Origin of the sequence: Synechococcus sp. RS9909, assembly GCF_014279595.1 — a bacterium.
Taxonomy (GTDB): Bacteria; Cyanobacteriota; Cyanobacteriia; order PCC-6307; family Cyanobiaceae; genus Synechococcus_C.
The window spans coordinates 1,462,389-1,488,356 of sequence record NZ_CP047943.1 but is presented as its reverse complement, the minus strand read 5'-3'; the positions used below and the strand labels follow the sequence as shown (position 1 = coordinate 1,488,356).

Below are 25,968 nucleotides of genomic sequence, written 5' to 3'. Positions count from 1 at the left end.
GATTCAGGTGTCCTGCGGGCGGATCGTAGGCGTGGTGAGCACGAGGGCATCGCGATGCACCACAACGGGGGAGCCGCTGGCGTTGGCTGGGGCCTGGGTCAGGGCCCGCTGAAGCGCTTCGCTGCTCCATGAGCTCAACCCCCGTGCCACTTCCCGACCATCGGCTGCGAGCAGCCGGATCGGTTGGTTGGCGGCAAAGTGCCCTTGCACGGCGGTGATTCCCACCAGCAGCAGGGAGGCACCGCGTTGTTCCAGGGCGTTGCAGGCTCCGTTGTCGAGCCTGAGATCCCCCTGGGGCCGAAGGGCATGGGCAAGCCAGCTTTTGCGGTTGCCCAGCGGTTCGGGGTGGGGATGAAACACAGTGCCACCCCGGCCACCGCTGAGCAGCTTCTTGAGCACCTCGGGCTGCCGGCCATCGGCCAGGTGCACGGTGATGCCGCTGGCCGTGGCGATCCGTGCTGCTGCCAGTTTGGTGGTCATGCCTCCGGTTCCCCAGCGGCCGCCATCGCCGGCCCCATCCTGCAGGCGGGCCAGTTCGGCGGGATGGTGCACATCCGTGATCGGATGGGCATTGGCATCGGTGCGGGGATCGGCGGTGTAGAGACGATCCACATCCGTGAGCAGGATCAGCTCATCGGCTTCCACCGCTGCCGCCACCAGGGCTGAGAGGGTGTCGTTGTCGCCGAAGCGCAATTCCGCTGACGACACGGTGTCGTTCTCGTTGACCACCGGCAGCACCCCCCAGTCGAGAAGCTGGTGCAGGGTGGCTGAAGCGGTGCGGTAGCTGCGGCGGTCGGCGAGATCGGAGCGGGTGAGCAGCACCTGCGCCACGGGCTGGCCATGGCGAGCCATCGCTTCTTCATAGAGACTCATCAGGTGCCCCTGGCCCACGGCTGCGGCCGCCTGCAGGGCGACCACGTTGTCGGGGCGGTGACTCAACCCCAGGCGCCGGCAGCCCAGGCCTACGGCGCCACTGCTCACGAGCACCGTGCGATCGCCCTGGATCAGGCTCGCGGCGAGCGCATCCGTCAGCCAGCCGATCACCGCTGAGGTGGAAGAGCCGTCGTCGCCGCGGAGCAGGCTGGTGCCCACCTTCACCACCCGCAGCGTCATCGACGCCCTGCCCCCATCCAACGGGCGACGTGACGCTCCAGCCGCTGCACCCGGTCATGGCGGCAGGGCGTGCCATCGGCCCGGAGCGGACGCACCAGCACGGTGAACAGCCCCAGCCGGTTGCCGGCCAGCACATCGGTGAAGAGGCGATCGCCCACGATCGCCATTTCCTCCGGTTGGAGTTGGAGCTGGTGCAGCACACGACGGAGGGCTGCCCGCCTGGGTTTTGCCGCACCGCTGGTGAACTCAACCTGAAGCTGATCGGCCACGGCGGCGATCCGCTGCCGTGAGGGGTTGTTGCTGAAGAGATGCAGGTTCAGATGTCGGCGCGCTTCGTTGGCCCAGGTGAGCACCGGCGCCGGCAGGGTCACGTCATGGCCGGGCAACAGGGTGCGATCCACATCGAGCAGTAGCGCGTGGATACCACGGTGCATCAGGGGCTGCAGCGGTAGTTGGGCCACGGTGACGCCTGGATCCCAGTCGGGTTGCAGCCAGTGGCGGCTCATCAGTTGGGCAGCTCCCGTTCCTCGAGCTCGGCCTCGATCCGGGGCTGAATGCGGTCGAACGCTTCCCCTTCCACCAGCTCCGCCGCCCCGTCGACCATGCGAGCCACCACGAAGAAGGGATCCAGTGGGATGTAGAGACCATATTCCTGTTCTGCCACCAGGAAGCTCACCAGCAGCTCGTAGGTTTCCGAGTCGTCGTCGTCCTCGCCCTCATCGTCGAGGTCATCCGGGTCGGGCTCGTCGAGTTCGCCGCTCACCGTGAGAGTCACTGCCGAGCGCACCAGGGTGAGGTCGTGCTCCTGAAGCACCACATCGGCCACGGAAAGGATCGGCTCGCTGTCGGCAATCGCATCGATCAGCTCCGGATCCTGGCCGTCCTTGAGACGGAACAGGCACACCGGGGTGTCGACCGGAGTGAGCAGGGCGTAATCCTCTCCATCGAGGGGAATCAGCTGTTCCAGGAAGCAGAGCAGATCCAGTCCGCCACTGTCCTTGACCAGAACAGTCGGGACCTCCCCGCTGTTCCCCGTTCCGCTGGCGCTCATTTCTGGCTTGCGCTGTTCCTCCAGGATCCTGCATCGTCGGGTCTTCTGCCACGCTCCGAGGCCGCCGCGGTCACCGGTTCCGGTTCGGGGCCTTCCCGCAGCCATTGCTCGAGCAGCAGCGCCGCCGCCGCACTGTCGAGTTTTCCACTGCGATCGCCGTGAAGTCCCAGCGCTTCGCCGGCCGCCCAGCTGCTGCTGTGTTCGTTGATCCAGGCCAGGGGCAACTGCAGGGCTTCTGCCAGCCGCAGGCCATAGCGTTGGCAGTGCATCGCCTGTTCGGTGGGCTGTCCGTTGCGATCCAGGGGAAGTCCGACCACCAGCAGTTCGACGCGCCGCTGGAGGCAGAGGTCGCGCAAGTGGGCCAGATCCTCGGGAAAGCGGCGGCGCTGCAGGGCTGCCAGGGGGCGCACGGTGATGCCGAGGGGGTCGCAGCCGGCCAGGCCGATGCGGCGGCGACCCACATCGAGGCTCAAGCTGGAGCGAGGGCGTGGTCTGGCGTTGGCCATCGGCTGGCTCAACGCCGCCCCAGGCTCGGGGTGGGGAGCGGAGGATGCTGGGGCTGCAGACGTCCGAGCATGGTGTCGAGCGAGTGGGTGAGGGGAACGGCACGGCTGCGTCCGTGTTGGCGCCAGAGGCTGCGGCCGAGCAGGAGTTCCTCTTTCACGGGTTGCCAGCCTCCTGTGCTCAGCAGCTGGGTCAGGGCCGAGTCCGCCTGGTCGGTCACAAGGGCGACGCCTGGTCGCTGTGTCAGGAGCTGATGCAGCAGGGCCGGTAATGCCTGCTTGAGCCGCCCATCCCAGGCCACATCCCGCAACAGCTCGATCCCGAATGACCCATCCGCCAGTTCCTGGCGGACGAGGCCTGCGATGGCGACGGCGCCTTCACCGCTGTCGCAGAGCAGAACGCCGGTATGGCGTCCGGATTGATCGAGGAGATCGTTGCAGCGACGATCGATGATCTGGCGCAGATGACTGGAGCAGGCTGCCTGTTCCAGGGGCCAGAGCAGGGGGGCTGTGCGCCGGTTCAAGGCACTCCACTGACAGGAGGTCGGCAGGGAGGTGGGGGTGCGAGGGAGGGCCGCAGGCTGGCTGGACTCCCCGTTCCCTGCCTGCCAGATGCGTTGGGTTTTCAGGGGCTGGAAGCCCAGTTCGCGCAGCACATCCAGTTGCTCATCGCAGCTGCTGTCGCAACGGATCACCCAGCTGCGGGAGTGCACATCGGTGCCGAGCAGGGCTTGTTGCAGCAGGGCTTTCAGAAGTTGACGCCGGCCCACCCACTGGCCGGGGCTGAGCTCTTCGAGGGACAGCAACCAGCAGCTCCCCTGCCGGTTGTAGGGACGCACCTGAACGAGGGCTCGAAGGATCCCCTGTTCAAGAGCGACGAGCACCCGCGGTTGACGCGTGATCGGCTCACCGGGCCAGAGGCCATCGAGCCGTGCCACCAGGCTGCGCAGCAACAACCCCTGCAACCGGGGCAGGCAGTCGCCCAACTCCTCGGACTGGAGGCCATGGAGGTGAGCCGCCCGCAGCGGCTCAACCCGAAGGGAGCTGCCGGAAGACTCCACCGGAACACTCAACAAGAGTGACTTCAATGTATCTCCCGTGGCGAGGTGCCGCGTTCTCAGGCCGGGCGCACGAGCACCAGGGGAGTGCGCTCATTGGCGTTGCCTGCCGGGTTCGGACGCAGGGCGCGATGCAGCAGAGTGTGATCGCAGTGTTGGTTCGAGGCCAGCACTTTGACGCGGCCGAGGTCATTGACATCCACGATCGCGACATCCACCCCGAGAGCCGCCGCCGCTGCTTCGCACAGCGCCCCCGGTGCGTCCGGCCCGAGCACGATGGTCTGGTCGTAGGGCGGCGTCGTGCCGGTGATGTCGTCGATCAGACGGGCCTGGTCGCCGGCGAGGCGATAGAAACCGCCTGGGCTTCCCACCAGCTTGAGCGCCAGGCCCAGTCCCCAGGCCACCAACACGCGAGTCGGCCCCACCTGGTCGATCAGGGTCTGCAAGCCGCAGGCGGTGGCGAGGCTGCTGGTGGGATGAAACACGCGGCAGAGCAGGCGGGCCAGCCAGCCGGGTTCCACCATCGAGGGGTGCTGGTAGCGACCCTGGATAACGGCCACCGGCGTTTCACCGATGGTGAGCACGTCACCCGGTTGCACCAGGTGGCCGGCGTAGGTCCGCAGCACCTCGATCGTGTCATCGAGCGGGCCGAGCAGATGGGTGCGGATGGGCAGCACGGCGCAACCCTCGCCCTCGCGGAACACGACCTGATTCGCCTCCACCACCGCTGGACGGCGCACGGGCACCACCACGCCCTGGCGGCGTTGCAGCCGTCCGAAAGGGCCGTAGTTCACCCACTGCACCTCGGCCCAGAGCGTGTCGACGCTTCCGGCCAGGGATGTTGCGGCGGGGGCGCTGATCCGGATCTCCACCTCCACCCGCGTGGTTTTGCGTCCTTTAACGATGTAAGCGGCCCAGTACCCATCGGGACGGGCGTCCTCATCGGGGTGATGGGGGGTGATCCGGGTCTGGGTCTGCAGATCACTGAGGTCCTGCTGACCAAGCAGCACAGGCTGGATCGTGAACTCGGGCACCATCACCTCCATGCGGGGATGGGGGTTGTGAATCTCAAGCCAGCCGCTGATCAGGAGGTCCTGATCGATCGCCTGGACCTGCCAGTCGAGGGGGGTGAGGCGGAGCGGCGAGGCGGGGCGAAGGCGATGCCGTGCCTCGAGCCAGGCCACCGCCAGCCCGAGGATCAGAAGAACCAGCATCAACGCGGCCATGCCCCAGCGGTCATCCGACCGAATGTTCAGCCGCGCAGCGTAAGCGCTTTCGCTGGAGTGATCAGGACCGTCGCGGTCAGCGGGTCTGGATCTCAGTGTTCAACTCATTGAAACTGAGGCTGGTGCTGCTCCCTTCCGGTGCCGGCAATCCCGTCGCCTTGCTGATGGCCGCGTTGATGCGGTCGAGGGGCACCTGCCCCGTGGCGTCGAGGAGCACGGAGCCCGCACCATCGATCACCACCACCTGGGGGATGTGTCCGCTCCAGTAATGGGCCGGGTCGGTCGGGCCCTGGTCAGCGCGACCCTGGAGGGCGTCGGTGGTGAGGGGCATCAGGTCGATGCTTCGGGTCCAGAGCCGTTGCAGTTCCGAGACGGAGGGGGCAAAGGCTTTGCTCGTGCGGCTGTCATCGAGATAAAAAACGAGCACACTCGTGCGGCCCGCGGCGAGGGCGTCGTCGAGGCTGGTGGCGGGTGGCACCAGGGAGCCGTTGCCGGCATAGAGGGCAAAGATGTTGCCGTCGTATGCGTCGTCGTCGCGGCCCGCCTGCGCTGGCGGCACGATCATCAGAAAGGCAAGACAGACACTCAGCAGCGCTTGCAGCAGGCGGGCCATCCGATCTCCAGAGCAGGCGGCATTCTGACGCTCCGGCTCAGCCACGGCCGGCTGGCCGGCTGCTCAGGCTTCGCCCCATGCCCTGGGCGATGCCCCGACCGATCAGTCCGATGGCTCGACCCACCACCTGGGTCAGCACCACCACCATCAGGTCACCGATCGTGCGCACCAGGGCCTGAATCTGCGGGGCCAGGGCATCACGGGCCTCGAGCAGCAGAGCCACCTGTTGTTGCCACCAACCGAGTTGACGCAATTCACTGTCGCGGGGCTCGGTGAGCAACAGCGGTTCGATGCGACCGGCCTTGAGCCGATACAGCAATCGACGGCTTTCGTAGAGGCGAATCGGTCGCTGAATCCAGTCCTGCCAGCGGCTTTGGTTGTTGAGTTGGTTGCGCAGTCGCTCGAGCTCCCGGGTGGAGATCAGGCGCTGATCGAGAAGATAGCGACGCAGTTCCGGCCAGGCGCTGCAGGCGCTGATCAGTTCGGCGCTGATCAGTTCGGCGGTGCGCACCAGCCAGTTGCTCACCAGGGTCTCCAGCTGCAGCAGGGCCCGGGGATGATCCGCCGGCAACAGCTGCCCGTCCACCAGCACGGGCTGGTCGAGCAGGAGTGGTTCGAGCATGCGGCGTGGATCGGGCAGCTCGTCATCCCCCTGGTCGAAATCAGCCTGGGCGAGGAGGGAGGCGGCTACGGGCTGAAGACTCTCGCCCTGGGGCAGTCGCACGTAGCTGCCAGCCATGGCCTGCAGGGCCTGGCGTCGCAGTTCCGGTTGCAGAGCATGCCAGTTGTCCTGAAGGGTCCCCTCGAGGCTGCCCTCGCTGCGCAGGCGGGCCATCACCCGGTCGAGTTGCTGGAGAAGTGCCAGCAACAGGTCTCGACGCCGTTCCGGATGGAGCCCTTCGATCGCCAGCAGACTGCCGGTGGCGTTGCCCAGGCCTGCGTTCACGGCGCCATTGAGCCGCTCCTGAATGGCGGCCCACACCGCGGTGGCATGGCGCTCACGCAGGGTGATCGCCACGGTGTCTTCCCTCGCTTCATCACGGGAGTGGCCAGGCCGATCGCTGGAGCGGCGCAGCGGCACGGCATCGGTCAGACCCATCTCCAGGGGACCCCAGAGCCAGAGCAACAGATCACGGGCACTGCGCAGTTCCCGCTGACGGCCCTCCAGCACAAGGCGCAGCAGCAGGTGCTCCGGCGGGGGATTCAGCAGCGCTTCGATCACCTGAAGATCCTGGCTGATCTGTTGCAGACCGCTCACCAGCAGCCATTGCCCCAGCCCCATGGTCGAGGCGGGCGTTGTCGCTTCAGCCGCCGCGCGCTCCTGCCGTAGCCGCACCACCCGTCCCCCTCCGCGAAGGGTGGTGATCGCCTCCGCCAGGGTCTGCAGATCCGGATCCTGCAACAAACCGGGGCAATCAAGGGTCAGCAGATCGCTTGAGCTCAGCTGCAGATGGGCCGGAAGCAGCAGCAGCAGAGCGGCGGGCTGCCAACGCTCCTGCAGATGGCGAAGCTCCCGGCGGATGGTCTCGAGGGTGCCTGCTGGTTCGATCGACCAGATCACCAGGCAGGGAGATCCGTTGAGAGCCTCGGCCCTGAGCCTGATCTCCAGATCGGAGAAGCGCTGGCTGAGCTGGAGGGCCAGGGATTCGCCAAGCAGTTCAGGGGCGAGCAGGAGGAGTTCGGTGTTCGCGCTGCTCACAACGGCATCCCCGGAGGCTCATGGTTGCCGACAACGTAACGGGGGCAGCGCTTCCGCTCCAGAGTGCAACGGCGGATCAGTCGGCCTCAGCCACAGGCCGACCATTCAATTGCAAGGTATACGACTCGATCCGATAGCCGGTGCGCTCTTCGATGGAACGCAGCAGGTCTTCGGGCAGTTCGATGTCCAGATCTTCGATCTGGCCGGATTCCAGACAGGTCAGATGGCTGTGGGGATCGCTGCGGTAGCCATAGAGACGGCCGTTGGCCCGATCGAGACACTCGATCACGCCGGCGCTCTGCAGCGCTTCGAGGTTTTGATACACGGACGTGTGGCCGATGTGGCGTCCGCGGGCATTGAGTTTTTCAAAAATGTCCCGGGCGCTGAGATGGCTGGCCTCACTCCAGAGCAGATCGAGCACCATGCGGCGTTGCCGGCTCAGGCGCATCCCCAGTTGCCGGCAACGCTCAAAGGCGGTCTGCACGCCGCCATCGATGGCGCGATTTCCTTGCGGGTCGATGGAGGCAGACGCTCCGTTCACAGGCGTAACAGGAATGACTTCACCTTAAAGCGCAAGGCAAGGGCATGCTCTTTGCCGATCAACAGCTGCGCACGGATCCAGTCGGCGGGTCCTGCAGCCGCTCTGTCGCCAGAGCGTTGATCGCCTCCGCCAGGTCGACACGACCGTCATAGAGGGCCCGACCCACGATCACACCGCTGATGCCCAGGGGTTCGAGGGCCAGCAAAGCGAGAAGATCGGCCATGCAGCCCACGCCGCCGGAGGCGATCACGGGCACCGCACTCGCTGTGGCCATCGATCGGAGCGCCGCCAGATTCGGGCCCTGCAGGGTGCCGTCGGTGGCGATGTCGGTGCTGATGATTGCGGCGATGCCGGTGCTGTTCAACGCTGCAGCCAGGCCCGTGGCCTCCGTGTTGCTGGTCTCCAACCAGCCGCGCGTCGCCACCTTTCCATCGCGCGCATCGATGCCCACCACGATCCGGCCGGGATGGAGCGACGCCAGCGTCTTCACCAGCTCGGGGTTCTCCAGCGCTGCGGTGCCTAAGATCACGCGATCAAGGCCGCAGGCCAGCAACGCTTCGGCGCGTTCCAGGGTGCGGACGCCACCGCCGAGTTGCACGGGGATGGCGAGTGCGGCCGTGATCGCGCGCACGGCGCTGTCGTTCACGGGCTCGCCGCTTTTGGCGCCATCCAGATCCACCAGGTGGAGACGCTTGGCCCCCTGGGTCTGCCAGTGCATCGCCTGGGCAACCGGATCATCGCTGAACCGCGTCACCTGGTCGTAATCCCCCTGGTGCAGGCGCACACAGGCCCCACCCAGGAGGTCGATGGCGGGAATGATCTCCATGACAGCCAGCACTCTGCAGCCGTCCATCTTCGGCTTTCATCGGTCAGGGGCGCCGATCGGATCGATCACGGGGGCCTGGCGCGGCTGGATGATCTGGCCCCAGCTCACCTCCACCTCCCGCAGCATCTGGTCGATCCGGTCGATCTGGAACAGGCGGCTGGCCAGTGCGGTCTGTTCCTGATCCGTGAGGGTCTGGAATGCCTGCTCCAGGCTTTGACGATGGCGCGCCGACAGGCCAGGGAGGCTCCAGGTGTCGGCCGGAGCAGGCGGCAGCACCATGGAGCTGCCGAGGCTGGATTCCCAGAGCCTCAGCCGGGCCACGACCGCCTCGGCCCGCTGCCGGCGTTCCTCTGCCGCTGCCTGCAGCGCCGACAACACCATGGGGATCGCCGGCAATCGACTCAGTTCCGCCATCGCCAGGATCAGGGTGAAGGCGGCTCCATCGAGCAGCTGCCACATCCTGGCGACCGGGAGATGGGCAGCTCTGGCACCGAGTTCGCGCAGGGCGGCGGGTCGGCTGCTGCGCAGTTGCAACAGGGTCTGGCGGTGGTTGTCCAGTTGCTGTTGCAATTGCTTTCTGTCGTGGCGCACGAGCCGGTTGTGCTCCTGTTCTTCCTGGCAGAGCAGGATCTGCTGCTCCCGTTGGATGTGGGCCTCGAGGCTGCTGGCCAGGTCCACCAACAGCTTGAGCAGGCCGAGGCGTTGCTCCATCCGGGCCCGTGAGGGCCAGATCAGTCGCAGGGCCAGCAGGCTCACGATCACCCCCAGGGAGGTCCAGAAAATGCGCAGGCTGATCCAGCTGTCGTAGACGTTTTCGTGCTTGAGCCAGCCGATCGCCACCACGAAGCAACACACCGTGTAGCCCACGGTGAGCCCGAAAGCCCCGGCCACGAGGCGGGCCAGCAGCAAGGCCAGCGGCAATGCGATCGCGAGCGGAATTCCGATGAACCCCTTGAAGGCGAAGAAGAGGATCACCCCACCGATCACCGTGCCGATCACCCGTTGGCGGCCCAACTCCAGGGTGTTGCCGTAGGTGCCGCTCATCACACTGAGGCAGGCCAGGGGCGCGTAATAGCCGAAGGCCAGTCCGCTGATCTGGGCCAGGCCCTGCAGCAGACCCACCACAAAAGCGAGCCGCAGGGCAATGCGATGGGATTGCGGCGCTGCCATCCCTCAGGTTTTGGAGAGGGACGGTCCGAGCAGGGCTCGGCTGATGAGCAGGTTGAGCACCACCTGCAGTTGGGCTCGGATCGTGAGGCTGCTCAGGATGGAGTTGCCCACCGTTGCCTCCGAAGCTCTCTGGTGCTGCAGAGTCGCGTTGAGTTGATCACCGCGGCGCAGCCCCTCGCTCCAGTCGCTCAGGCGCAGCGAGCCGACCAGATCCTGCAGCTGTTCGAGGTTGCTCAGCAAGGGTGGCCCCGCCAGGGGCTCGCCGTGCAGCAGCTGCTGTTCCAGGAGGGCCCAATGACGCAGGCATTGTTGCCAGAGCAGGCCGTTCTGGCGCCATCGAGAGCGCAGCCGTCGTCTGCGGTGATCCTGTGCAGGCGCTGTTTGCACCAGCTGGGTGAGCTGGAGAACCGCCGTTTGAATGGCATCAAGGCGGTCGGCGGCAGGTCTCTCGCCGCCGTTGAGCAGCCAGTGGCGCACCTGCTCAGTGCGTTGTTCAAAGGCGGTGCTGATCTGTTGATCCAGAGCCTGAGCACGATCGCGGCGCAGCCGGGGAAAGAAGGCCTGCGTGGCCAGATGGGCCATCACGATGCCCACCAGGGAGGCGACGATCAGATTGATCAACAGGGCCCAGTGAAAGCGGGTATCGGCCTGCCAGAACAGACTCACAGACCAGCAACCCAGGTAGGCCATCCCCCGACCCGCCTCCAGCCGTAGTTGGCTCACGAGCAGATGGGTGATCAACAGGGCGATGCTCAGGGTGACCCAGTTGCTCGCGAAGCTGTGGCAGGCCATCGCCACCACCACGCCGATCGCGGCACCTTCGGCAGCGATCACGCTGCGGCGCACCGGGGCCGTGTCGGTCTCGCTGATGAACATCACCGTCATGATCAAGGTGAGCGGCAGGTAGGGGCCGCGATCGGCCCACTCCATCACCGCGATGCCCAAGCCACTGGCCACGAGGGTCTTCAGGGAAGCTCTTGCCAGATCGTTCATCGCACCATCGGTGCCTGGATCGCAGGCATCCTGCCCGTGCTGCGGGCTTTCGGCAGCATCGCCGCACGCGCTTCAATGGCGCCTCAACCGCTGCAGGAGTCGTGAACATCCTTGTGATGGGGGGAACCCGCTTCGTCGGCAGGCCCCTGGTGGCAGCTCTTCTGGCGCAGGGCCATGCCCTCACCCTGTTCACCCGCGGGCGTCAGGGGCTGCCGGATGGGGTGGAGCATTGCTGCGGGGACCGCACCAAGGCGGCTGATCTGCAGCAACTCCAGGGCCGGCGCTTTGAGGTGATCATCGACAGCTCCGGCCGCACGCTGGACGACAGTCGCCTCGTGCTGGACCACACAGGACGCCCCAGCCACCGCTTTCTCTATGTGAGTTCAGCCGGTGTGTACGCCGCTTCGGAGCAGTGGCCTCTCGATGAAGACAGCGCGCTGGATCCGGCCAGTCGCCATGCCGGCAAGGCCCACACCGAGGCCTGGCTGCAGGCGGAGGGCATTCCTTTCACCAGCTTCCGCCCCACCTACATCGTGGGGCCTGGCAACTACAACCCGATCGAGCGCTGGTTCTTCGCGCGCATCCACCATGGCCTGCCGGTGCCGGTTCCCGGCGATGGCACCACGATCACCCAGGTGGGCCATGTGGAGGATCTGGCTGAGGCCATGGTGCGATCGCTGGCGGTCGATGCCGCCACCAATCGGATCTACAACTGTTCCTCCCGGCGTGGCATCACCTTCAATGGGTTGGTGACGGCAGCGGCTCTTGCGGCCGGCAAGGAGCCGCAGAGTATCGACGTGCGCTTCTTCGATCCGAGTGGTCTCGATCCCAAGGCGCGCAAGGCCTTCCCGCTGCGGATCAGCCATTTCCTCACCGACATCACCCGGGTGGAACGTGAACTGGCCTGGAGCCCCCGCTTCGATGCGGCGTCCGCCTTCCACGACAGTTATGGACGCGACTTCCATCGCGATCCGGGTCCAGCGCCGGACCTCAGCGCGGATCAGACCCTGATCGGGGCCGCCTGAGATAGAGCAGGGCTGATTGCAGCGCCAGGGCGAGGGAGGGCCAGAACAGCCACCAGCCCAGGCGCTGCAGCCCATCCACCAGGCCGGTGGGCCCCCAGGTGCCCGGCCAGAGCAGCAGCAGCAGACTGAGGAACTGCAGAAGCGTCTTCGCTTTTCCCCCGCTTGAGGCGGGGGCTCCATCCTGGGCGTCCCGTCGCCAGCCGGAGATCAGCAATTCCCTCGCCAGCAGCAGCCACACCGCCCAGACGGGCAAGGTCTGCCGGGCCGTGAGCACCAGCAGGGGGGCCAGGATCAGCAGCTTGTCGGCCAGGGGATCCAGGCGTGCGCCCCAGCTGCTGCCGGCGCCGGCCCGTCGGGCCAGCCAGCCGTCGAGGGCGTCGCTCGCACCACCGAACAGGAGCAGGAGCCAGGCGATGCCTTCCCGGCCGGTCACCAGGCAGAGAATCAAGGGCAGGCCCGCGATCGCCCGCATCACCGTGACGCGGTCAGCCCAGATGCGCCATGGGTTGTTCAAGGCTCAGAATGCCAGCACTCGCATGTGTTCCATGGTGCTCCAGCAGTCGGTTCGTGAGGTGATGACCACGCCGGTGCTGACGGTCACGCCGGAGACCCCTCTTCAGGAGGCCGTGGCGATGATGAGCGATCACCACATCAGCGGCCTGCCGGTGGTGGATGCCTCGGGGGTCCTGGTGGGGGAGATCACGGAACAGGATCTGATGGTGCGCGAGAGCGGCGTGGATGTGGGTCCCTACGTGATGCTGCTCGACAGCGTGATCTACCTCCGCAATCCCCTGCACTGGGATCGGCAGGTCCATCAGGTGCTGGGCACGGCGGTGAACGACCTGATGCGCCGCGACAGCCACACCTGCGCGGCTGCCTTGCCCCTGCCACGGGCTGCGTCCCTGTTGCATGAACGCAGCACCCAGCGCTTGATCGTGGTCGATGATCAGCAGAAACCCATCGGTGTCATCACCCGCGGCGATGTGGTGCGGGCGCTTGCCGCCGGTGCGGAGGCCTGACCTCAGCCCCTGCCGATTGCTTGTCGCTGAATCGCGTAGGCAATCGGTTGGATCAGGCGGAAATCCACCAGATCACCCACTTGAAGCGAGGCCAGGGCTTCCTGCTCCAGGGCTCGGCGCACATCAAGATTGTGCACATGGCCATCCGGTCCGCGCAGGCTGATCGTGTGATCCTTTCTGGCGATCCGCACCACTTCGGCCGTTCCGGTGGCCATCGTCACCCGGGTGCCTTTGGGCACCGGCCCAAACGGACTGCCCAGAATCACGGTTTCCCTTGTGACCGCCAGCTGCGTCGCTGAGGCTGGCAGCAGGTCCACCACCAGGCCCTCCAAGACATCGACACCCACCTGATCGCCCTTGCGCAGGCCCGTGCGGCCGAGGTCGAGGCCTGCCGAGAAGGTGATGGTGTGACCCTCCGGCCCCCGCAACTCAAACGCCTGGCCGTCCTCCATCACTTGGGTGATGGTGCCATTGAGATGGGCGAATTCGAAAGACTCGAGCAGCTCAGCTTTGAGCGATGCGGAGGGGCGCACCGTTCGCACCGAGGTTGGAGCGGCAACAACCGGCGCCTTGGTGCGGCTCGATGCTGGCAGCTTGCGCACGCTGAGCGCCATCGGTTGGATCAGACGAAAGTCGACCAGGTCGCCGGTTTTGAGGTCAGCGAAGTCATCAGACCCCTGAGCGTTGAGCACATCCAGGTTGTGGATACCGCCAAGGGGGCCCATCAGGCTGATGCTGTGATCCTGGCGATCGATCCGGATCACGCGCGCTGTTCCCGAGGCCAGGGCCACGCGCATGCCTTTCTTCATCTGCCCCATGTCCATCGGCAGGATGATGTCTTCCCTGTTGAAGCTGAGCTCCTGCTCCTCGGAGGGTTCCAGATCCACGACCAGGCCATCAAGGATCGAGAGCTTCACCCGATCGCCGGCCTGCAGCGCCAGGGGGGTGAGATCGGTGCCCACCGTGAGCACTTCGGTGTGGCCCTGGGGGTCTTCGATTTCCAGCACCTTTTCATCCGGAATCACCGTGGTGACGGTGGCCTGGATTTCGGTGACTTCATGGCCGGCCAGTTGCTCCGGCGAAAAGCCCGCCCTGGCCCCCACGGCCGGCAGGGTCAGGGAGGCGCCGAGCACTGCCGTGAGCATCCATCCGCGCATCGCCTCAAGCCTTCACAAAAACGTGGCGACGTTACTGCCAACCCCTTTGCGTCACAATGCTGCCGCTGCCGTTGCCTCCACCCCATGGGTTCCGCTCTGTTCAAGCGCCTCGCCGTCGTTGCCGGAGCTGGTGTGCTGGCGACCGTTGCGGCCAGTCCGGTCCGGGCGGAGCGCACCGTCGAGGTGAGCCTCAAGGAGCGTTATCTCACGATTCTCGATGATGGGGAACCGGTGGCCCGCTTCCCTGTGGCGATCGGCGCTCCTGAATCTCCCACGCCTCCCGGCGACTATTCGATCACCCGGAAGGAAGCCAAACCCGTTTATCACAAGCACGGCAAAGTGATTGCCCCGGGGCCGAAGAATCCCGTGGGTGTGCGTTACATGGCTTACTTCACCCTGGGTTCGGGTGAATATGCCATTCACGGCACCGCCTGGCCCAACTGGGTCAAGCTGCGTGCGGCCGTGAGCCTCGGATGCATCCGCATGCTCAATTCCGATGTGGTGAAGGTGTTCAACATGGTGGATGTCGGCACGCCCGTGGTGGTGAAAGCCAACTGATCACTACTGAATCGTCAACGTTTGTCGTCATGTCTCTGTCTGCTCTGAAAACCGCTCTGCCCCTGCTCGGCACCCTGTTGCTGCCTTCCCCTGTGGTCGCAGCCCAGGAAATGAAGGAACAGAAGTTCCTGGATCAGGTGGAGCAACCGGGCCACGTGGTGGTCACGGCCCGGGGTGTGGACGCGGTGAACGCGGAGGCCAGGCGCCAGGGCTTGCGCTTTCCCGCTATCGGCTACTGGTCTCCCGATAATGTCTGTTTCAGCCAGCCGCCTCAGGGCGACTGCAACGGCGTGTTCCGGCGTTAGGGCAGGGGCGGCGGCAGCACCGGCGGTGGCGGTGCACCGATCACCGGTTCGCGGCGCGGTGTCGTTGGCGAAGAGGTTGGGGCTGCAGCTGTCGCTTCCACAGGCTCTTCGTCCTGCACCACCAGAGGCGGTGGCAGGTCGGGGGGAAGACTCGGTCGAGGGGTTGCCTGGGCATCGGCTTCCGGCAGCACTGGGTCATCCTGCGGGGAGGGAGTGCGGAGCGGTTCCGGGTCTTGCAGCACCAGGGGATCAGCGGTGATCGGCGGTTCCGGCAGGGGCGAGCGCTCGCGCACGGCGGTGGCAGGCGCGGTGCCTGAGGGTGCCAATGGATCGGGGGAGGGTTGGCGCGGTGGCCAGATCATCCGGGCGATCGGTTCCACGCCTTGCTCCATGACGCGGTTCAGCCCGGCGAGGGCACGGTCGATCAACCGGCCGCCGAGCCACTGGCTGCACCGGATCGGTCCATCGCAGTGGGCACCCATCCCGACGCGGTTGCTGAGGTTGGCCATCAGATTGCCTTCCAGGGCAAAACGCCGCTCGCTCAGCCGCAGCAGGTAGGGCACATGCACAAAACTGGTGGCGCCGCCGCTGATCCAGTTGGCGTCTTCCTCGGTGAACCCCTTCACCCCAGGAATGATCAGGCGGCTCTTGGAGGCATGGTCGGGCATGTAGGCGGCGATCAGTCCGCGGCGGCGCGCCAGATCCCTGGTCTGCTCGAGGGTGAGCCCGTCTTTGCTCATCAGCATTTCGAGGCGGCCGTCCTGCTTGAGGCCGAAGATCATCCGGATCCTGGGCAGGTAATAACGAATGCGCTGGCCCATGCTGATGCTGTAGGCCCCCTTGTAGCTCTCGGGCGGCTCCTCCAGATCGTTGTAGATGCTGTGCAACCCGCCGATGAAGGTGTCGTAGCGCTGTTCCCGCTCCGGGGTGAGGGCGCCGTAGCCGAAGTCGACGCTGCCGTCATGGGCAATGCCCACATAGGCCCTCTGCAGAGCGGCCGTGCGGTTGCGACCCTTCCAGATCCGCTGCCCCAGTTTGAGATCGCCCAGGGGCACGGTGATCTCCTGACCGCCGCTGTCCACATGACGTTCATACATCGGGCCTGACACGTAGGCCAGGGCCGCCGTGTCTTGGAACGCATCCTGTTCACGGTCCCAACCCTCGAGGAGACCCACCCGCACTTTGCGCGGGTCGAAATCGAGGGCATACACCTCATCATCCGGGAGGTAGCGGAACGTGCCGGCCTCGGCTCCCTCCTGAACGGAGGCTTCGCTGGTGGCAGATCGTTTCTTGCTCGGGGCGTCAGGTGTGGGCGGCGCCAGAGCCAGGAGCCCGGCAAAGGTGAGCAGGGGCAGGCCGATCACGACCCAGCGTTTGCGCATGCCCCGCTTGCGGCGCCGCCGGGTCGCCGGAGGACGCCGCCGTTTGGACTGGCGTTCAGCGGTGCTGGAAGGGGAGGATCCGCGTTTCACCGGGCCAGCCTTCTGCTTGGAGAGTGGGAGAGCGGATCGAGCCAAGGAACGATGGCATTGTCAGCCACCAGCCATTTGCGGTAACGCTGGCCGCACTCATGCCCTCCCGTCAACTCCCCGAAGGCCGGAATCAGCAATTGCTGGTCGGAGGCATGAAAGGCAAAGCAGGGCAGGCGCAGGCCATCGCTGCCTTGCCGGAGCCGTGCCACCGGATGCACGTGGCCGCAGATGTTGAGCAGCGACGGCGGCTGCGGCTCCGGTTCATGGCTCAGCCAGAGGGCACCGAGTCGCTGGCTGGGTTGATGCGGAAGACCCTCCAGGTCACTGCCCCGGTCGTGGTTGCCACCGATCAGGCTGACCGCGCAGCCGCAGGCCTCAGGAAGGCTGCGCAGGCGTTGATGCAGGGATGGGGTGAGCCCGAGGCGACCATGGATCAGATCGCCGAGCACGATCACCTCATCAGGTTTGAGACGATCGCAGAGGTTGATCAGGCGATCGAAGGTGGCCTGGTCACCGTCGCTGGGCAGGGGAATGCCATGGGCCTGAAACAGTTCCGCCTTGCCGAGATGGAGATCGGCCACCAGCAACTGGCGGCTTTCCGGACGCCAGAGGGCGCGTTGCGGCAGCATCACGAGCTCTTCCTCTCCCCAGCGCCACAGCACCTCTCCTCTCGCCATGGCGTTGGCCTTCATGCGGTTGGTCGAGGCCGGTGTGATTTCAATGGCATACGCAGGGACATCCGCTGCTGCAGGCTGAGCAAGCCTGCGCGGTTGCATTGTGGCGTCAACCGATCGTCCGCACCACCCGGAATGCGAGATCGTCCGTTACCTCGAGCAGCGCCTGCTCTGGCTCGAACAACTGGGGCAGCACGAATGCGCCTTCGCCCTGCGCATGGAAGTGGCCGACTGGTTGCTTGCTGATGGCAATGCAAACCTGAGTGCTCCCCTTGCCCACTGAGCGCTCCATCATGACCATCGCCCTTCTGATTGCTCTTGCCGGCTCCCTGGCAGCCATGGCCTGGATTGTGCGTCGGCTCGACCAGGCCTGATCTCTGGCGGGTGTGGTAGCCATGATCCAGCCTCACGGAGGGAGCGTGTTGTGCCGACCGCTGACCCTGCTCTGGTCCCTGCTGACCCTGTCCGGCCTGGCGATCGGAAGCCGAGGTGTTGCCATTGAGACCGGGCTGCCCGCCACGATCCGGGTGGGCGTCAGTGGCAGTCCTCCGTTTGTGTTTGAACGCGATGATGCGTTCTCGGGGATCAGCGTGGAGGTGTGGCGTCAGGTTGCTGATCGCCTCGATCAACCGTTCGTGTTGGTGCGTCAGGCCAATGCCGAGGCCAATCTCAAGGCAGTGTCCGAGCGACGGATTGATCTGGCGATTGGACCGCTGAGCATCACACCGGAGCGACTGGCCGAGAAGACGATCGATTTCAGTCAGCCCTATTTCCATGGCCAGCTCGGTCTCCTGGTGCCGATCCGGCCGCCGGGCCTGCTCTCCCGCCTCGCTCCCTTTTTCGGTTGGGCCGCTCTGTCGTCGCTGGGGGTGCTGATGCTCATGCTGTTCATCGTCGGCAACCTGATCTGGTTGGCGGAACGGCGGCGCAACTATGACCAGTTCCCGCGGCACTACTTCCACGGGGTCGGTAATGGCATGTGGTTCGCACTGGTGACCCTCACCACGGTGGGATACGGCGATCGGGCGCCCCTGTCGCGCACGGGCCGCACCATTGCCGGGGTCTGGATGGTGCTGTCACTGGTGGCCCTGTCGTCTGTCACCGCCGGCCTGGCTTCGGCCTTCACCGTGTCGTTCTCCCGCTGGTCTCCGGGCACGATCCAGCGCCCGGAAGCGCTGGTCGGGCAGCCGATTGCGGTGGTGGAGGGCACCACCAGCGAGGTGTGGGCGCGGATTTACGGAGCCAGGCCTACTGCCGCAACCAATCTGAATGCGGCGATTGCCCTGCTTCAGCAGGGCAAGGTGCATGGTGTGATGTTTGACCGTCCGGTGCTCCGCTATTACCAGCGGCAGAATCCCAGTAACGGCCTCAAGCTGGCCGATTTTTCTCTGGCGGATCAGACCTATGGCTTTGCCTTTCCAGCCGGCAGCCCCCTGGGTACGGCCCTGGATGTGTCGATCGTGGAGCTGAATCGCTCCGGCCGCATCCATGCGATCACGGAAAAAACCTTCGGACGCACAACGTTTGAAGGCCAGCCTCCCAGCGAGTGACCGTTATCTTCCCTGCGAGCGGTAATCTGGCCGCGTTTGAAGGCGGAATTCCGTAGGTATGCGAGCGCTGCCGCTGTCGTTGGCACCCGGTCAGGATCTCAAGGTGTCTCTGGACACCCTGGCAAGGGAGCAGCAGTGTTCCGGTTTCGTGCTCGGCGTGGTGGGGAACCTCAGCCGCGCTGCATTCCAGTGCCCCGGTCGCCCTGAGCCCACGGTGCTGGAGGGAGATCTTGAGATCATCACCCTCAATGGCACGGTGTCGCCCCAGGGCGCTCACTTGCATCTGAGTCTTTCCGACGGTGCCTGCCAGGTGTGGGGTGGCCATCTCGAACCCGGCACCCTGGTGCTCAAAGGCGTGGAGTTGCTGCTCGGCGTGCTCGACCAGCCCAGGGTGGCTGCCGGCTCCCATCCGGTTACAGCGCCGATGCCGGCGCCATCACCCCAGGCTCCGTCCGGGCCAGCGTTGCTCTCCCGGGTGGAGATCGCCGTTCTCCCCGGTTGCCCCTGGTGCACGCGCGCCCTGCGGCTGCTCAGCAGTGCCGATGTGCCCCATCAGGTGTTCCGCGTTGATCACGACGACGCCTTCCATCACTGGCACGGCCGCAGCGGCATGACCACGTTCCCCCAGGTGTTTGTGGATGGCACCCTTCTTGGCGGATACGACGCCCTCGCGGCCCTGCACGAACGCGGTGACCTGATGCAGCTGCGATGAGCCACACCGAGCCGGAGTCGGTTCCGTCGTTCTGGAGCCTGAAGCCCTGGTGGTGCCAGCCCTGGTCGATTCTCCTGACCGGTGTGGGAGCAATGGTTGGCAGCTGGGTTTTGCTGCATTGGCTCTGGCTCACCGCCTTGGTTGCCGTTGCCGTGAGCGCCTGGTGGCTGTTGTTTCTGGTGCTGGTGCCAAGGGCGACCAGCTCTTAATCGCCCTTGTCATTTCTGTGCCGGCGCTTCTGCTCCAGCAATTCCGTTTCCAGCTGCTCGATCAGTTGGCTCACCAGGGCCTGAAACTCCGGTTGGCAGCCACGGAATGCCGCTTTGTGCCGGATTGGTTCGTTGCGGGTGCGCAGGTCGGTGAGCATGAGCTCCAACGCATCGATCCTGGCATTGCTGTGCATGGCGAGGGCAACATCGCGCAGCGAGGTTATGACAGCTACGGCCAACCCCCAGTGGCCCGGCTCAGAAGTGCAGGGTCGTTTTCAGCAAGAGCCCCAGCTGGGCCAGTGCCGTGCCCGCAGGGGTGTCGGCCCCCAGGGGGCGGCTGAGCCAGAACAGGGCCGGCGTCATCGTGATCGCATCCGTGATCCGGGCCTGATACCACCATTCCGCGACGAAACTGCTGTCATTCGGCGTGGCTCCACCCACCAGGGCGGTGGCCACGATCGGCTGGCCGATGGCTCCTCCCATGGCATTGCCCTGGAGCAGCACGTCCTCCCACTGCAGCGCCAGCGTCCATGACTGACTGGTCGACACCAGCCCGGTGGATCGCACCTGTGGGTCGTAGCGGGTGTGGTTCAGACCCCAACCGGTACTGATCGAGGGCCACCAGCCACTCCGTTGCGGTTGCCAGGTGCCGCTGAGGGCGTAGCTGCTGGTGAGGCCGGGATTCTCGTAGCTCGAGAGCACAAACGGGCTGCCGTAATCGATGATCCCGAATCCGTTTTCGATCCAGGCCGCGGCGGCCGCCAGTCGCCAGTTGGTGCCCTGATAGCCGATCTGCACGGTGGTGCTGCTGCCGGCATTCGCGCCGAAGACACCGCCGCTGTTGCTGCCGTTCTGGCCATTGCCGGCGATGTACTGACCACTGAGACGCAGCCCGGCCTGCGACCAGATCAGGCCAGCACCGACCCCGAGATTGCTGCTGTAAGCACCTGAGGCTCCCCCCTGGGTGAACAGGTCGAGCACCGTGTCGTCGGGATAGACGGTGGGTCGAAGCCCGAGCATCACCGACTGGTTCACCCGGCCGCCCACGGTGGCGCGCAGGTTGGATCCAAGTGGGAATTGGTAGTAGGCGCGATTGATTCCCAGCAGGTTTGGGGTGGGCCCTTCCTGAAACGCCACCTCGAGTTCTGAGAGACGACTGGGGCCGCCACCGCCGAAACTATTGCGGGCACTGTCAAAGTCACCCGCCCGCAGGCGAATGTTGAGCAGATCCTGCCCCGTGAAGCTGGTTTTGAGAATCAGTTTCTGGTCGTAATTGACCACCCCAGCGCCATAGGTCGCTCTCGTGTCTGTGAGGGTGGAATCCTGGGTGCCGAAAAAGGCGTTGCCCCCCACCACCACCGTGGTGGTGCCCCGCAGACTGGTGGTTGTGCTGAAGCGCTGCGCTTCCAGCTTGGTGCTACGGCTGTCGAGGGCATCGACCCGAAACTGCAAGGCGGCGAGCTCTGCCGCATACTCCCGCCGCAGGCGTTCCGCTTCTGCCATGGGGAGAGCGGCTGCGTTGAGGCAGCGAACCAGCCAGGTCGCCATCGCCATCCGGCTGAGCGGTGCATCCCGCTCACCAGGTTGCAGCAGGCCGCCGAGCATGGCCGGCAGCGGTTTAAGTCGGTGCCATCGCTCCCAGCGCATGATCAGGCTTGCACGCTGTCAAGCAACCACACCACGAGCAAGCCGATGAAAAAGGCCAGATTCACCACGCCGGAATCATCTTCCCCATCGGCATGGGCCTCCTTCATCACTTCCTCCACCACCAGGTAAATCAGGGCTGCGGTTCCGAAGGCGAGCAGGCCCGTGAGGGCGGACCCCCGCAACCAGTCCCCCAGCCATTGGCTCACGCCTAAGCCGAGCAGATAGGTCAGACCCATCAGCACTCCGGCCAGGCTGCTGCGCCAACGGCCGGCACCCCGCCCGAGCAGGGTGCCTACCCCCAGGGCGGCCAGACCCATCTCCAGGGCCACGGCGATCGGAATGATCCAACCGTTGCTGGTGGCTTCACTGCTGATGCCCACCACCAGTCCATCGATCAGGCTGTCCACCAAAAAGGGCAGCAGCAGGATCGCCAGCGGCCGCGCCCGCTCCCCAGTGCTGGGGAGCTCCGGCTCTTTGAGCACCGCATTGATCACCAGCAGCAGGGAGAAGCCCAAGGAGAAACCAAGCGCCAGGGCCAGGGGGTGGCCGCTGCGGCTGGCTGCGGGCATCAGATCGGCGGCGGCGGTGCCCAGCACCAGGCCTCCCACCAGGTGGGCGATCATGCCGCGCAGGCGATGGCCGGGATGGAAGCGACTGCCAAGTGCACCGCCACCCATCAGGGTGAGCGCCGGCAGGATCATCAGAATCACGAAGCACCCTGGCTGGATTGGTCGCCCAGTTTGCTTATCCGGGCAGCACCTGTCGGTAGCCAGAAGCGGTCACCACCCGCAGCGGCGTGTCGAACAGGTCGGAGAGGGGCTGATCCGCCAGCACTTGATCCGGAGGGCCATCGAGGATCACCCGGCCCTGGCGCAGGCCGATGACCCGCTGCATCTCCGGTGGGATCGCGTCGAGCTGGTGCGTGACCATCACCAGGGTGGTGCCTGTGCCCATCAGATGGCGCAATTGGTTGAGAAGGAGGTGCTTGGCCTTGAGATCGAGGGCATTGGTGGGTTCATCCAGAACGACCACCTCCGGTTGATGCACGAGGGCCCGAGCGAGCAGGAAACGGCGTTTCTGGCCGTCGGAGAGGCGGCCGAAGGGCTGATCGGCCTGGCCCTCAAGCGCGTGCTCCTGCAGTAAGCGCTCGCAGCGCTCGATCTGCTCATCACTGGGATGACGATCTCGTCCGAGGCTGATCGCCCCGAAGAAGGCGGCCAGCAGCAGTTCCCTGCCGAGCAGTCCGGCGGGGATGCGGGCTTCCAGATCGCTGGCGACGAGTCCCAGGCGCTGGCGCAATTGCCAGAGGTTCACCGTGTCCGACCCGAAGAGTTTCAGATGGGAGCCCGGACGCACCACCGGATAGAGGCTGCGGCTGATCAGTTGCACCAGCGAACTCTTGCCTGATCCATTCGGCCCCAGGAGTGCCGTGTGCTCCCCGCAGCGCAGTTGCAGGCTCAGGTCATCGAACACCCGGTGTCCATCGATCCAGGCCTCCACCGCCTGCAGATCGAGCCAGATCGACCTCCTGGCGCTTGTCGAACGACTCGGCATCGCGGCATTCTCCACTGGGTTGCTGAGGTCATGGTGAACAGCCGCCGCTGTGCACGCTGCGGAGCCAGCAGTTTTCGCGCTGATCGCTCTCTGGCGGGACGCCTGGTCTGCAGCCGCTGTGGCGCTCCGGCCTCGGCCAGGGCGATGGGACGGAAATCCGCTTCTGCGGGGCGATCCAGTGGTCGCTGGCTCTGGTGGCTGCTGCTGTTGATTGCCGTGGTGCTGCTGTTGCTGTGGCTTCAGGCGTCCTGAGCCGGGGCCGGCATCAAGGCATCGAGTGACAGGTCGTCCCGTCGCAGCAGGGCGAAGCGGGTGCCGGCATTGCCCAGGCACAGCCGCAGCTGCTGATCAAGGGCGGTGATCTCCAGCCAGGCGGGGAAGGATTGCTTCACGGCGGCGAGCAGCTCCGGTCGCCATCCCCCGGGCAGGGAAGGGCCGATCCAGCCACCGCGTCGAAACCGCACTCCCACCCTGTGGGGCCCTTCGATCGTCAGTTCGGCCTGCACGGCCACCGCGGCCAGGGCGCCGAAGGGGCCGCGGAGGCGCAGGAGGTTCAGGCCCCGTCCCCTGGCTGGATCCAGCAGTTGGAGATTTTCAAGCCAGGGCGCCTGCTTCAGCCAGGGTTGGGAGGACGAGCTCCAGCGCAGCTCCCACACTCCCGTTAGCAGAGACGCCTGCTCGCGCAGATCCACAGCACTGTCGGATTCGACCTGGGCGATCAGAGCCGGGATCGTGGGATCGCGGGGGTTGGCGCGCAGAGCGGCGATCAACTGGTGTCGCGGGGTGGTGCTGGGAGCGTCGGCCGCGTTGGGCATCGAAGAGGAGGCGACGGGAATGGACGGCGGGAATGGGGATCAGATCAGTTCGGGGTGGGCCGGGTCTCCCTTGAAGGGACCCTCCACCGCGGAGGTGATCCAGCCGCCGTAGACGTTGCCCGGCTGGGGAATCACGGCCTCACCGTTAACCCAGCAGCCGTCCATGAGGCGCGGATAGAGCGCATACCAGCCTGCGATCGGAGCGAAGTGGGCTGTGGGCGAGGGATAACGCCAGACGGCTCGCTCCAGTCGCCTGGTGCCCACCACCACATCGAAATAGGCGGCCACGCCTTTCCATTCGCAGAAACTCCGTCCCTCAGCCGCTTGCAACAATTGCAGGTTCATGCCCTCCGGCGGCAGGTAGTAGGTGGGCGGATGAAAGGTTTCCAGCACCCGCATGCAGCCGCGGCCCTCAAACAACGTCTCACCACAGGCCCGCACCAGCACCTGATCCCGGCAGGGCTCGAGCCTCGGCGGGCGGGGATAGTCGGCAACCCGTTCCGGAGCCATTCAGGTGCACACCAGCTGACCTGATGATGGCGTCGATCCATGCCGAGCGGAGCGATGCCTGCGGTTGACCCCAAGCAGCCAGTGGTGATTCTCGGCGGCTTTCTGATCACGGATGAGGCCTATGCGCCGATGGCGGATTGGCTGTGGCAGGAGCACCAGCTTGCTGTGGCGATCACGCCGGCGGGCCGGCTCGATTGGCTGAGCACCACCTGGGCTTTCGGGTGGCGGCGGTTGCTCGATCGGGTCGACGCTCTGGTCCAGGAGCAGCAGTCCCGTTCCCCCTCCGGTCGAGTCACTCTGATCGGCCACAGTTCCGGTGGGGTGATGCTGAGGCTTTATCTGAGCCGGGAACCCTTTGCCGGTCGCGTTTATGCAGGCGCGGAACGCTGCAACCGGCTGATCACACTCGGCAGTCCGCATCAGGCGATACGGGCCACGCCCCTGCGGGCGATGGTGGATCGGCGCTTCCCCGGCTGCCATGAAGCCGGCGTCGATTATCTGGCCGTGGCCGGAGAGCTCGATCTCAACGGGCCGATGGCCTCAGCCTTCAGTCGCCGCAGCGCCCGCGGCAGCTACCGCAGCATCGTGGGGGAAGCGGAAGTGCGCGGCGATGGCTTGGTGCCAGTGAGCTCGGCTTTGCTTGAGGGAGGGCGCCAGCTGGTGTTGCCGGCCACGGCCCACGGCGGCCTGTTTGGAACGACCTGGTATGGCTCGCCGGAGCGGCTGGCGCTCTGGTGGGATGCCGCCACTGCGGTCACAGCCTGAACCCGATCAGGCCGCAGAGCAGCACCACGCGCCAGGCCGGTTGTCGCCAGGCCACCAACAGCAGAAAGGCAGCGACGCCAAGGCTGAAATCGGCGCTGCTGCGGATGCCCACCTGCCAGACGGGTTGGAACAGGGCCGCCAGAAGGATGCCCACCACGGCAGCGTTGATGCCCCGAAGCGCCCGCCGCATGGTGGCCAGTCGGCCGAGTTCACTCCAGAACGGAAGCACCCCCCCGATCAGCAGGAAGGCGGGCAGGAACAGGGCGAGCAGCGCCAGAAGGGCGCCGCTGACCCCGTGCAGCCCTCCCTGGAGGTCGAACCCGAGAAAGGCCGCCAGGCTGAACATCGGGCCGGGGACCGCCTGGGCAGCGCCGTAGCCCGCCAGAAACTGATCCAGGCTGATCCAGCCCGGAGGCACCAGGGACTGCTCCAGCAGGGGCAGCACCACGTGGCCGCCGCCAAACACAAGGGCACCCGCCTGCAGGAAGGAGGCGAGCTGTTGCACCAGCACAGGCCGTGCACTGGCGTTCAACCACGGCAGGGCCAGCAGCAGGCCTCCCAGTGCCACCAGCATCAGGAGTGCCGCACCTCGACCGATCGGAACGCGCAGCTGCGCGTGATGCGCCTGGTCGAGATCGCGTGGCTGATCGTCGGCTGGATCCAGCACCGTCAGTCCGAGGCCGGCTCCCAGCAGCAACGCCAGCACCTGCACCCAGGGCACGGGCAGCAGCAGCACGAGCGCCGCTGCTGCCACCATCAGGCTCGCCCGGGCGCGATCCGGCGCCAGCTTTCGTTGCATCCCGAGCACCGCCTGGCTCACCACGGCCACGGCCGCCACCTTCAACCCCTGCAGCCAGCCACCACCCAGCCAGTCGGGGTGCGCGGCCAGCAGGGCAGCGCTGATGATCAGCAGCAGCGCCGAGGGAAGGGTGAAGCCGATCCAGGCGGCGAGCCCGCCGAGCCAACCCGCCCGCATCAAGCCAAGACCGATGCCCACCTGGGAGCTGGCGGGGCCAGGTAACAGCTGGCAGAGGGCCACGAGGTCGGCGTAGGCCGCATCCGTGAGCCAGCCCTGGCGGGCCACGAAGCGTTCACGGAAATAACCCAGGTGGGCCACCGGCCCGCCGAACGAGGTGCAACCCAGCAGCAGGAACTGGCGAAAGACATCCCAGGACCTCGGCATCGGAACCGCGACGGCAAAGT

Annotated in this window: 33 protein-coding genes; 10 read left to right on the top strand and 23 right to left on the bottom strand. The window is 65.9% G+C overall.

Annotation, left to right across the window (positions count from 1 at the left end; genetic code table 11):
• Nucleotides 1–3: 3 nt before the first annotated feature.
• The 12 genes from proB to SynRS9909_RS07510 form a co-directional block, all read right to left on the bottom strand.
• Nucleotides 4–1,113, bottom strand: coding sequence for a glutamate 5-kinase (proB, locus tag SynRS9909_RS07565; RefSeq protein WP_007102371.1), 1,110 nt, complete (start codon nt 1,111–1,113; stop codon nt 4–6).
• Nucleotides 1,110–1,619, bottom strand: a complete 510-nt coding sequence (locus tag SynRS9909_RS07560; RefSeq protein ID WP_007102372.1) for a YqeG family HAD IIIA-type phosphatase — start codon at nt 1,617–1,619, stop codon at nt 1,110–1,112. Before SynRS9909_RS07560 ends, proB begins: the two co-directional genes overlap by 4 nt.
• Nucleotides 1,619–2,164, bottom strand: coding sequence for a DUF3727 domain-containing protein (locus SynRS9909_RS07555; protein WP_007102373.1), 546 nt, complete (start codon nt 2,162–2,164; stop codon nt 1,619–1,621). The genes SynRS9909_RS07560 and SynRS9909_RS07555 overlap by 1 nt, the downstream gene beginning before the upstream one ends.
• Complete coding sequence (ruvX, locus tag SynRS9909_RS07550; protein WP_038001981.1) at nt 2,161–2,670, bottom strand: Holliday junction resolvase RuvX; 510 nt, start codon at nt 2,668–2,670, stop codon at nt 2,161–2,163. Before ruvX ends, SynRS9909_RS07555 begins: the two co-directional genes overlap by 4 nt.
• Nucleotides 2,671–2,678: 8 nt before the next feature.
• Nucleotides 2,679–3,740 carry a hypothetical protein gene (locus SynRS9909_RS07545; RefSeq protein WP_007102375.1) on the bottom strand — a complete coding sequence of 354 codons (1,062 nt, stop codon included), beginning with the start codon at nt 3,738–3,740 and terminating at the stop codon, nt 2,679–2,681.
• Between the two features lie 44 nt (nt 3,741–3,784).
• On the bottom strand, nt 3,785–4,951 hold the full coding sequence (locus SynRS9909_RS07540) for a hypothetical protein (RefSeq protein ID WP_007102376.1): 1,167 nt from the start codon (nt 4,949–4,951) through the stop codon (nt 3,785–3,787).
• 76 nt (nt 4,952–5,027) lie between these two features.
• Nucleotides 5,028–5,564: a thylakoid membrane photosystem I accumulation factor gene (locus tag SynRS9909_RS07535; protein ID WP_038001982.1), complete on the bottom strand. Its 537-nt coding sequence runs from the start codon at nt 5,562–5,564 to the stop codon at nt 5,028–5,030.
• 37 nt (nt 5,565–5,601) lie between these two features.
• A complete protein-coding gene (locus SynRS9909_RS07530; RefSeq protein WP_007102378.1) occupies nt 5,602–7,263 on the bottom strand; it encodes a DUF3685 domain-containing protein in 1,662 nt (553 codons plus the stop codon).
• A 76-nt stretch (nt 7,264–7,339) separates the two neighbouring features.
• Complete coding sequence (locus SynRS9909_RS07525; protein WP_083774529.1) at nt 7,340–7,711, bottom strand: Fur family transcriptional regulator; 372 nt, start codon at nt 7,709–7,711, stop codon at nt 7,340–7,342.
• 151 nt (nt 7,712–7,862) lie between these two features.
• Complete coding sequence (gene hisA / locus SynRS9909_RS07520) at nt 7,863–8,630, bottom strand: 1-(5-phosphoribosyl)-5-[(5-phosphoribosylamino)methylideneamino]imidazole-4-carboxamide isomerase (RefSeq protein WP_038001985.1); 768 nt, start codon at nt 8,628–8,630, stop codon at nt 7,863–7,865.
• A 36-nt stretch (nt 8,631–8,666) separates the two neighbouring features.
• Nucleotides 8,667–9,800 (bottom strand): FUSC family protein, encoded by a 1,134-nt coding sequence (locus tag SynRS9909_RS07515; RefSeq protein WP_007102381.1) that lies wholly within the window; start codon nt 9,798–9,800, stop codon nt 8,667–8,669.
• Nucleotides 9,801–9,803: 3 nt separating this feature from the next.
• Nucleotides 9,804–10,793, bottom strand: a complete 990-nt coding sequence (locus SynRS9909_RS07510) for a hypothetical protein (protein WP_007102382.1) — start codon at nt 10,791–10,793, stop codon at nt 9,804–9,806.
• Between the two features lie 101 nt (nt 10,794–10,894).
• Here SynRS9909_RS07510 and SynRS9909_RS07505 point away from each other — a divergent pair, with 101 nt between their 5' ends.
• On the top strand, nt 10,895–11,818 hold the full coding sequence (locus tag SynRS9909_RS07505; protein ID WP_007102383.1) for an NAD-dependent epimerase/dehydratase family protein: 924 nt from the start codon (nt 10,895–10,897) through the stop codon (nt 11,816–11,818).
• Here SynRS9909_RS07505 and SynRS9909_RS07500 read toward each other — a convergent pair.
• Nucleotides 11,784–12,332 carry a CDP-alcohol phosphatidyltransferase family protein gene (locus SynRS9909_RS07500; RefSeq protein WP_038001329.1) on the bottom strand — a complete coding sequence of 183 codons (549 nt, stop codon included), beginning with the start codon at nt 12,330–12,332 and terminating at the stop codon, nt 11,784–11,786. The genes SynRS9909_RS07505 and SynRS9909_RS07500 overlap by 35 nt on opposite strands.
• Nucleotides 12,333–12,363: 31 nt before the next feature.
• Here SynRS9909_RS07500 and SynRS9909_RS07495 point away from each other — a divergent pair, with 31 nt between their 5' ends.
• The gene (locus SynRS9909_RS07495) at nt 12,364–12,837 is read left to right on the top strand and encodes a CBS domain-containing protein (RefSeq protein ID WP_038001989.1); all 474 of its coding nucleotides are present in this window, start codon (nt 12,364–12,366) and stop codon (nt 12,835–12,837) included.
• 2 nt (nt 12,838–12,839) lie between these two features.
• On the opposite strand, the gene SynRS9909_RS07490 is transcribed toward SynRS9909_RS07495, so the two are convergent.
• Entirely contained in the window at nt 12,840–13,994 is a 1,155-nt protein-coding gene (locus SynRS9909_RS07490) for a hypothetical protein (RefSeq protein ID WP_038001332.1), read from the bottom strand.
• Between the two features lie 84 nt (nt 13,995–14,078).
• On the opposite strand from SynRS9909_RS07490, the gene SynRS9909_RS07485 reads away from it, so the two are divergent.
• Both SynRS9909_RS07485 and SynRS9909_RS07480 read left to right on the top strand, forming a co-directional pair.
• On the top strand, nt 14,079–14,552 hold the full coding sequence (locus SynRS9909_RS07485) for a L,D-transpeptidase (protein ID WP_007102387.1): 474 nt from the start codon (nt 14,079–14,081) through the stop codon (nt 14,550–14,552).
• A gap of 29 nt (nt 14,553–14,581) precedes the next feature.
• On the top strand, nt 14,582–14,857 hold the full coding sequence (locus SynRS9909_RS07480; protein ID WP_007102388.1) for a hypothetical protein: 276 nt from the start codon (nt 14,582–14,584) through the stop codon (nt 14,855–14,857).
• On the opposite strand, the gene SynRS9909_RS07475 is transcribed toward SynRS9909_RS07480, so the two are convergent.
• Together SynRS9909_RS07475 and pdeM are read right to left on the bottom strand one after the other, a co-directional pair.
• Nucleotides 14,854–16,239: a hypothetical protein gene (locus tag SynRS9909_RS07475; RefSeq protein WP_071933987.1), complete on the bottom strand. Its 1,386-nt coding sequence runs from the start codon at nt 16,237–16,239 to the stop codon at nt 14,854–14,856. The genes SynRS9909_RS07480 and SynRS9909_RS07475 overlap by 4 nt on opposite strands.
• A gap of 86 nt (nt 16,240–16,325) precedes the next feature.
• On the bottom strand, nt 16,326–17,021 hold the full coding sequence (pdeM, locus tag SynRS9909_RS07470) for a ligase-associated DNA damage response endonuclease PdeM (RefSeq protein ID WP_007102390.1): 696 nt from the start codon (nt 17,019–17,021) through the stop codon (nt 16,326–16,328).
• An 85-nt stretch (nt 17,022–17,106) separates the two neighbouring features.
• On the opposite strand from pdeM, the gene SynRS9909_RS07465 reads away from it, so the two are divergent.
• The 4 genes from SynRS9909_RS07465 (at nt 17,107) to SynRS9909_RS07450 (ending at nt 19,474) form a co-directional block, all read left to right on the top strand.
• Nucleotides 17,107–17,286, top strand: a complete 180-nt coding sequence (locus SynRS9909_RS07465) for a hypothetical protein (RefSeq protein WP_007102391.1) — start codon at nt 17,107–17,109, stop codon at nt 17,284–17,286.
• A 139-nt stretch (nt 17,287–17,425) separates the two neighbouring features.
• A complete protein-coding gene (locus SynRS9909_RS07460) occupies nt 17,426–18,553 on the top strand; it encodes a transporter substrate-binding domain-containing protein (RefSeq protein WP_007102393.1) in 1,128 nt (375 codons plus the stop codon).
• A gap of 58 nt (nt 18,554–18,611) precedes the next feature.
• The gene (locus tag SynRS9909_RS07455) at nt 18,612–19,265 is read left to right on the top strand and encodes a PCC domain-containing protein (RefSeq protein ID WP_007102394.1); all 654 of its coding nucleotides are present in this window, start codon (nt 18,612–18,614) and stop codon (nt 19,263–19,265) included.
• Entirely contained in the window at nt 19,262–19,474 is a 213-nt protein-coding gene (locus tag SynRS9909_RS07450; RefSeq protein ID WP_007102395.1) for a DUF6737 family protein, read from the top strand. Before SynRS9909_RS07455 ends, SynRS9909_RS07450 begins: the two co-directional genes overlap by 4 nt.
• On the opposite strand, the gene SynRS9909_RS07445 is transcribed toward SynRS9909_RS07450, so the two are convergent.
• From SynRS9909_RS07445 to SynRS9909_RS07430, 4 genes are all read right to left on the bottom strand, one after another.
• On the bottom strand, nt 19,471–19,668 hold the full coding sequence (locus SynRS9909_RS07445; protein WP_007102396.1) for a hypothetical protein: 198 nt from the start codon (nt 19,666–19,668) through the stop codon (nt 19,471–19,473). The genes SynRS9909_RS07450 and SynRS9909_RS07445 overlap by 4 nt on opposite strands.
• Nucleotides 19,669–19,729: 61 nt before the next feature.
• A complete protein-coding gene (locus tag SynRS9909_RS07440) occupies nt 19,730–21,121 on the bottom strand; it encodes an iron uptake porin (RefSeq protein ID WP_116431325.1) in 1,392 nt (463 codons plus the stop codon).
• 2 nt (nt 21,122–21,123) lie between these two features.
• On the bottom strand, nt 21,124–21,822 hold the full coding sequence (locus tag SynRS9909_RS07435; RefSeq protein WP_038001336.1) for a ZIP family metal transporter: 699 nt from the start codon (nt 21,820–21,822) through the stop codon (nt 21,124–21,126).
• A gap of 43 nt (nt 21,823–21,865) precedes the next feature.
• Nucleotides 21,866–22,675 carry an ABC transporter ATP-binding protein gene (locus SynRS9909_RS07430; RefSeq protein ID WP_038001993.1) on the bottom strand — a complete coding sequence of 270 codons (810 nt, stop codon included), beginning with the start codon at nt 22,673–22,675 and terminating at the stop codon, nt 21,866–21,868.
• 30 nt (nt 22,676–22,705) lie between these two features.
• Between SynRS9909_RS07430 and SynRS9909_RS07425 the strand changes: the two genes are divergently transcribed.
• Nucleotides 22,706–22,927 (top strand): hypothetical protein, encoded by a 222-nt coding sequence (locus SynRS9909_RS07425; RefSeq protein ID WP_007102400.1) that lies wholly within the window; start codon nt 22,706–22,708, stop codon nt 22,925–22,927.
• Here the strand turns inward: SynRS9909_RS07425 and SynRS9909_RS07420 are convergent.
• Nucleotides 22,915–23,490 carry a PAP/fibrillin family protein gene (locus SynRS9909_RS07420; protein ID WP_007102401.1) on the bottom strand — a complete coding sequence of 192 codons (576 nt, stop codon included), beginning with the start codon at nt 23,488–23,490 and terminating at the stop codon, nt 22,915–22,917. The genes SynRS9909_RS07425 and SynRS9909_RS07420 overlap by 13 nt on opposite strands.
• Nucleotides 23,491–23,529: 39 nt before the next feature.
• Complete coding sequence (locus tag SynRS9909_RS07415) at nt 23,530–24,000, bottom strand: DUF427 domain-containing protein (RefSeq protein WP_007102402.1); 471 nt, start codon at nt 23,998–24,000, stop codon at nt 23,530–23,532.
• 54 nt (nt 24,001–24,054) lie between these two features.
• Between SynRS9909_RS07415 and SynRS9909_RS07410 the strand changes: the two genes are divergently transcribed.
• Nucleotides 24,055–24,765 (top strand): triacylglycerol lipase, encoded by a 711-nt coding sequence (locus SynRS9909_RS07410; RefSeq protein WP_007102403.1) that lies wholly within the window; start codon nt 24,055–24,057, stop codon nt 24,763–24,765.
• Here the strand turns inward: SynRS9909_RS07410 and chrA are convergent.
• Entirely contained in the window at nt 24,755–25,948 is a 1,194-nt protein-coding gene (chrA, locus tag SynRS9909_RS07405) for a chromate efflux transporter (protein ID WP_007102404.1), read from the bottom strand. The two genes, SynRS9909_RS07410 and chrA, sit on opposite strands and share 11 nt — an antisense overlap.
• Nucleotides 25,949–25,968: the final 20 nt, after the last annotated feature.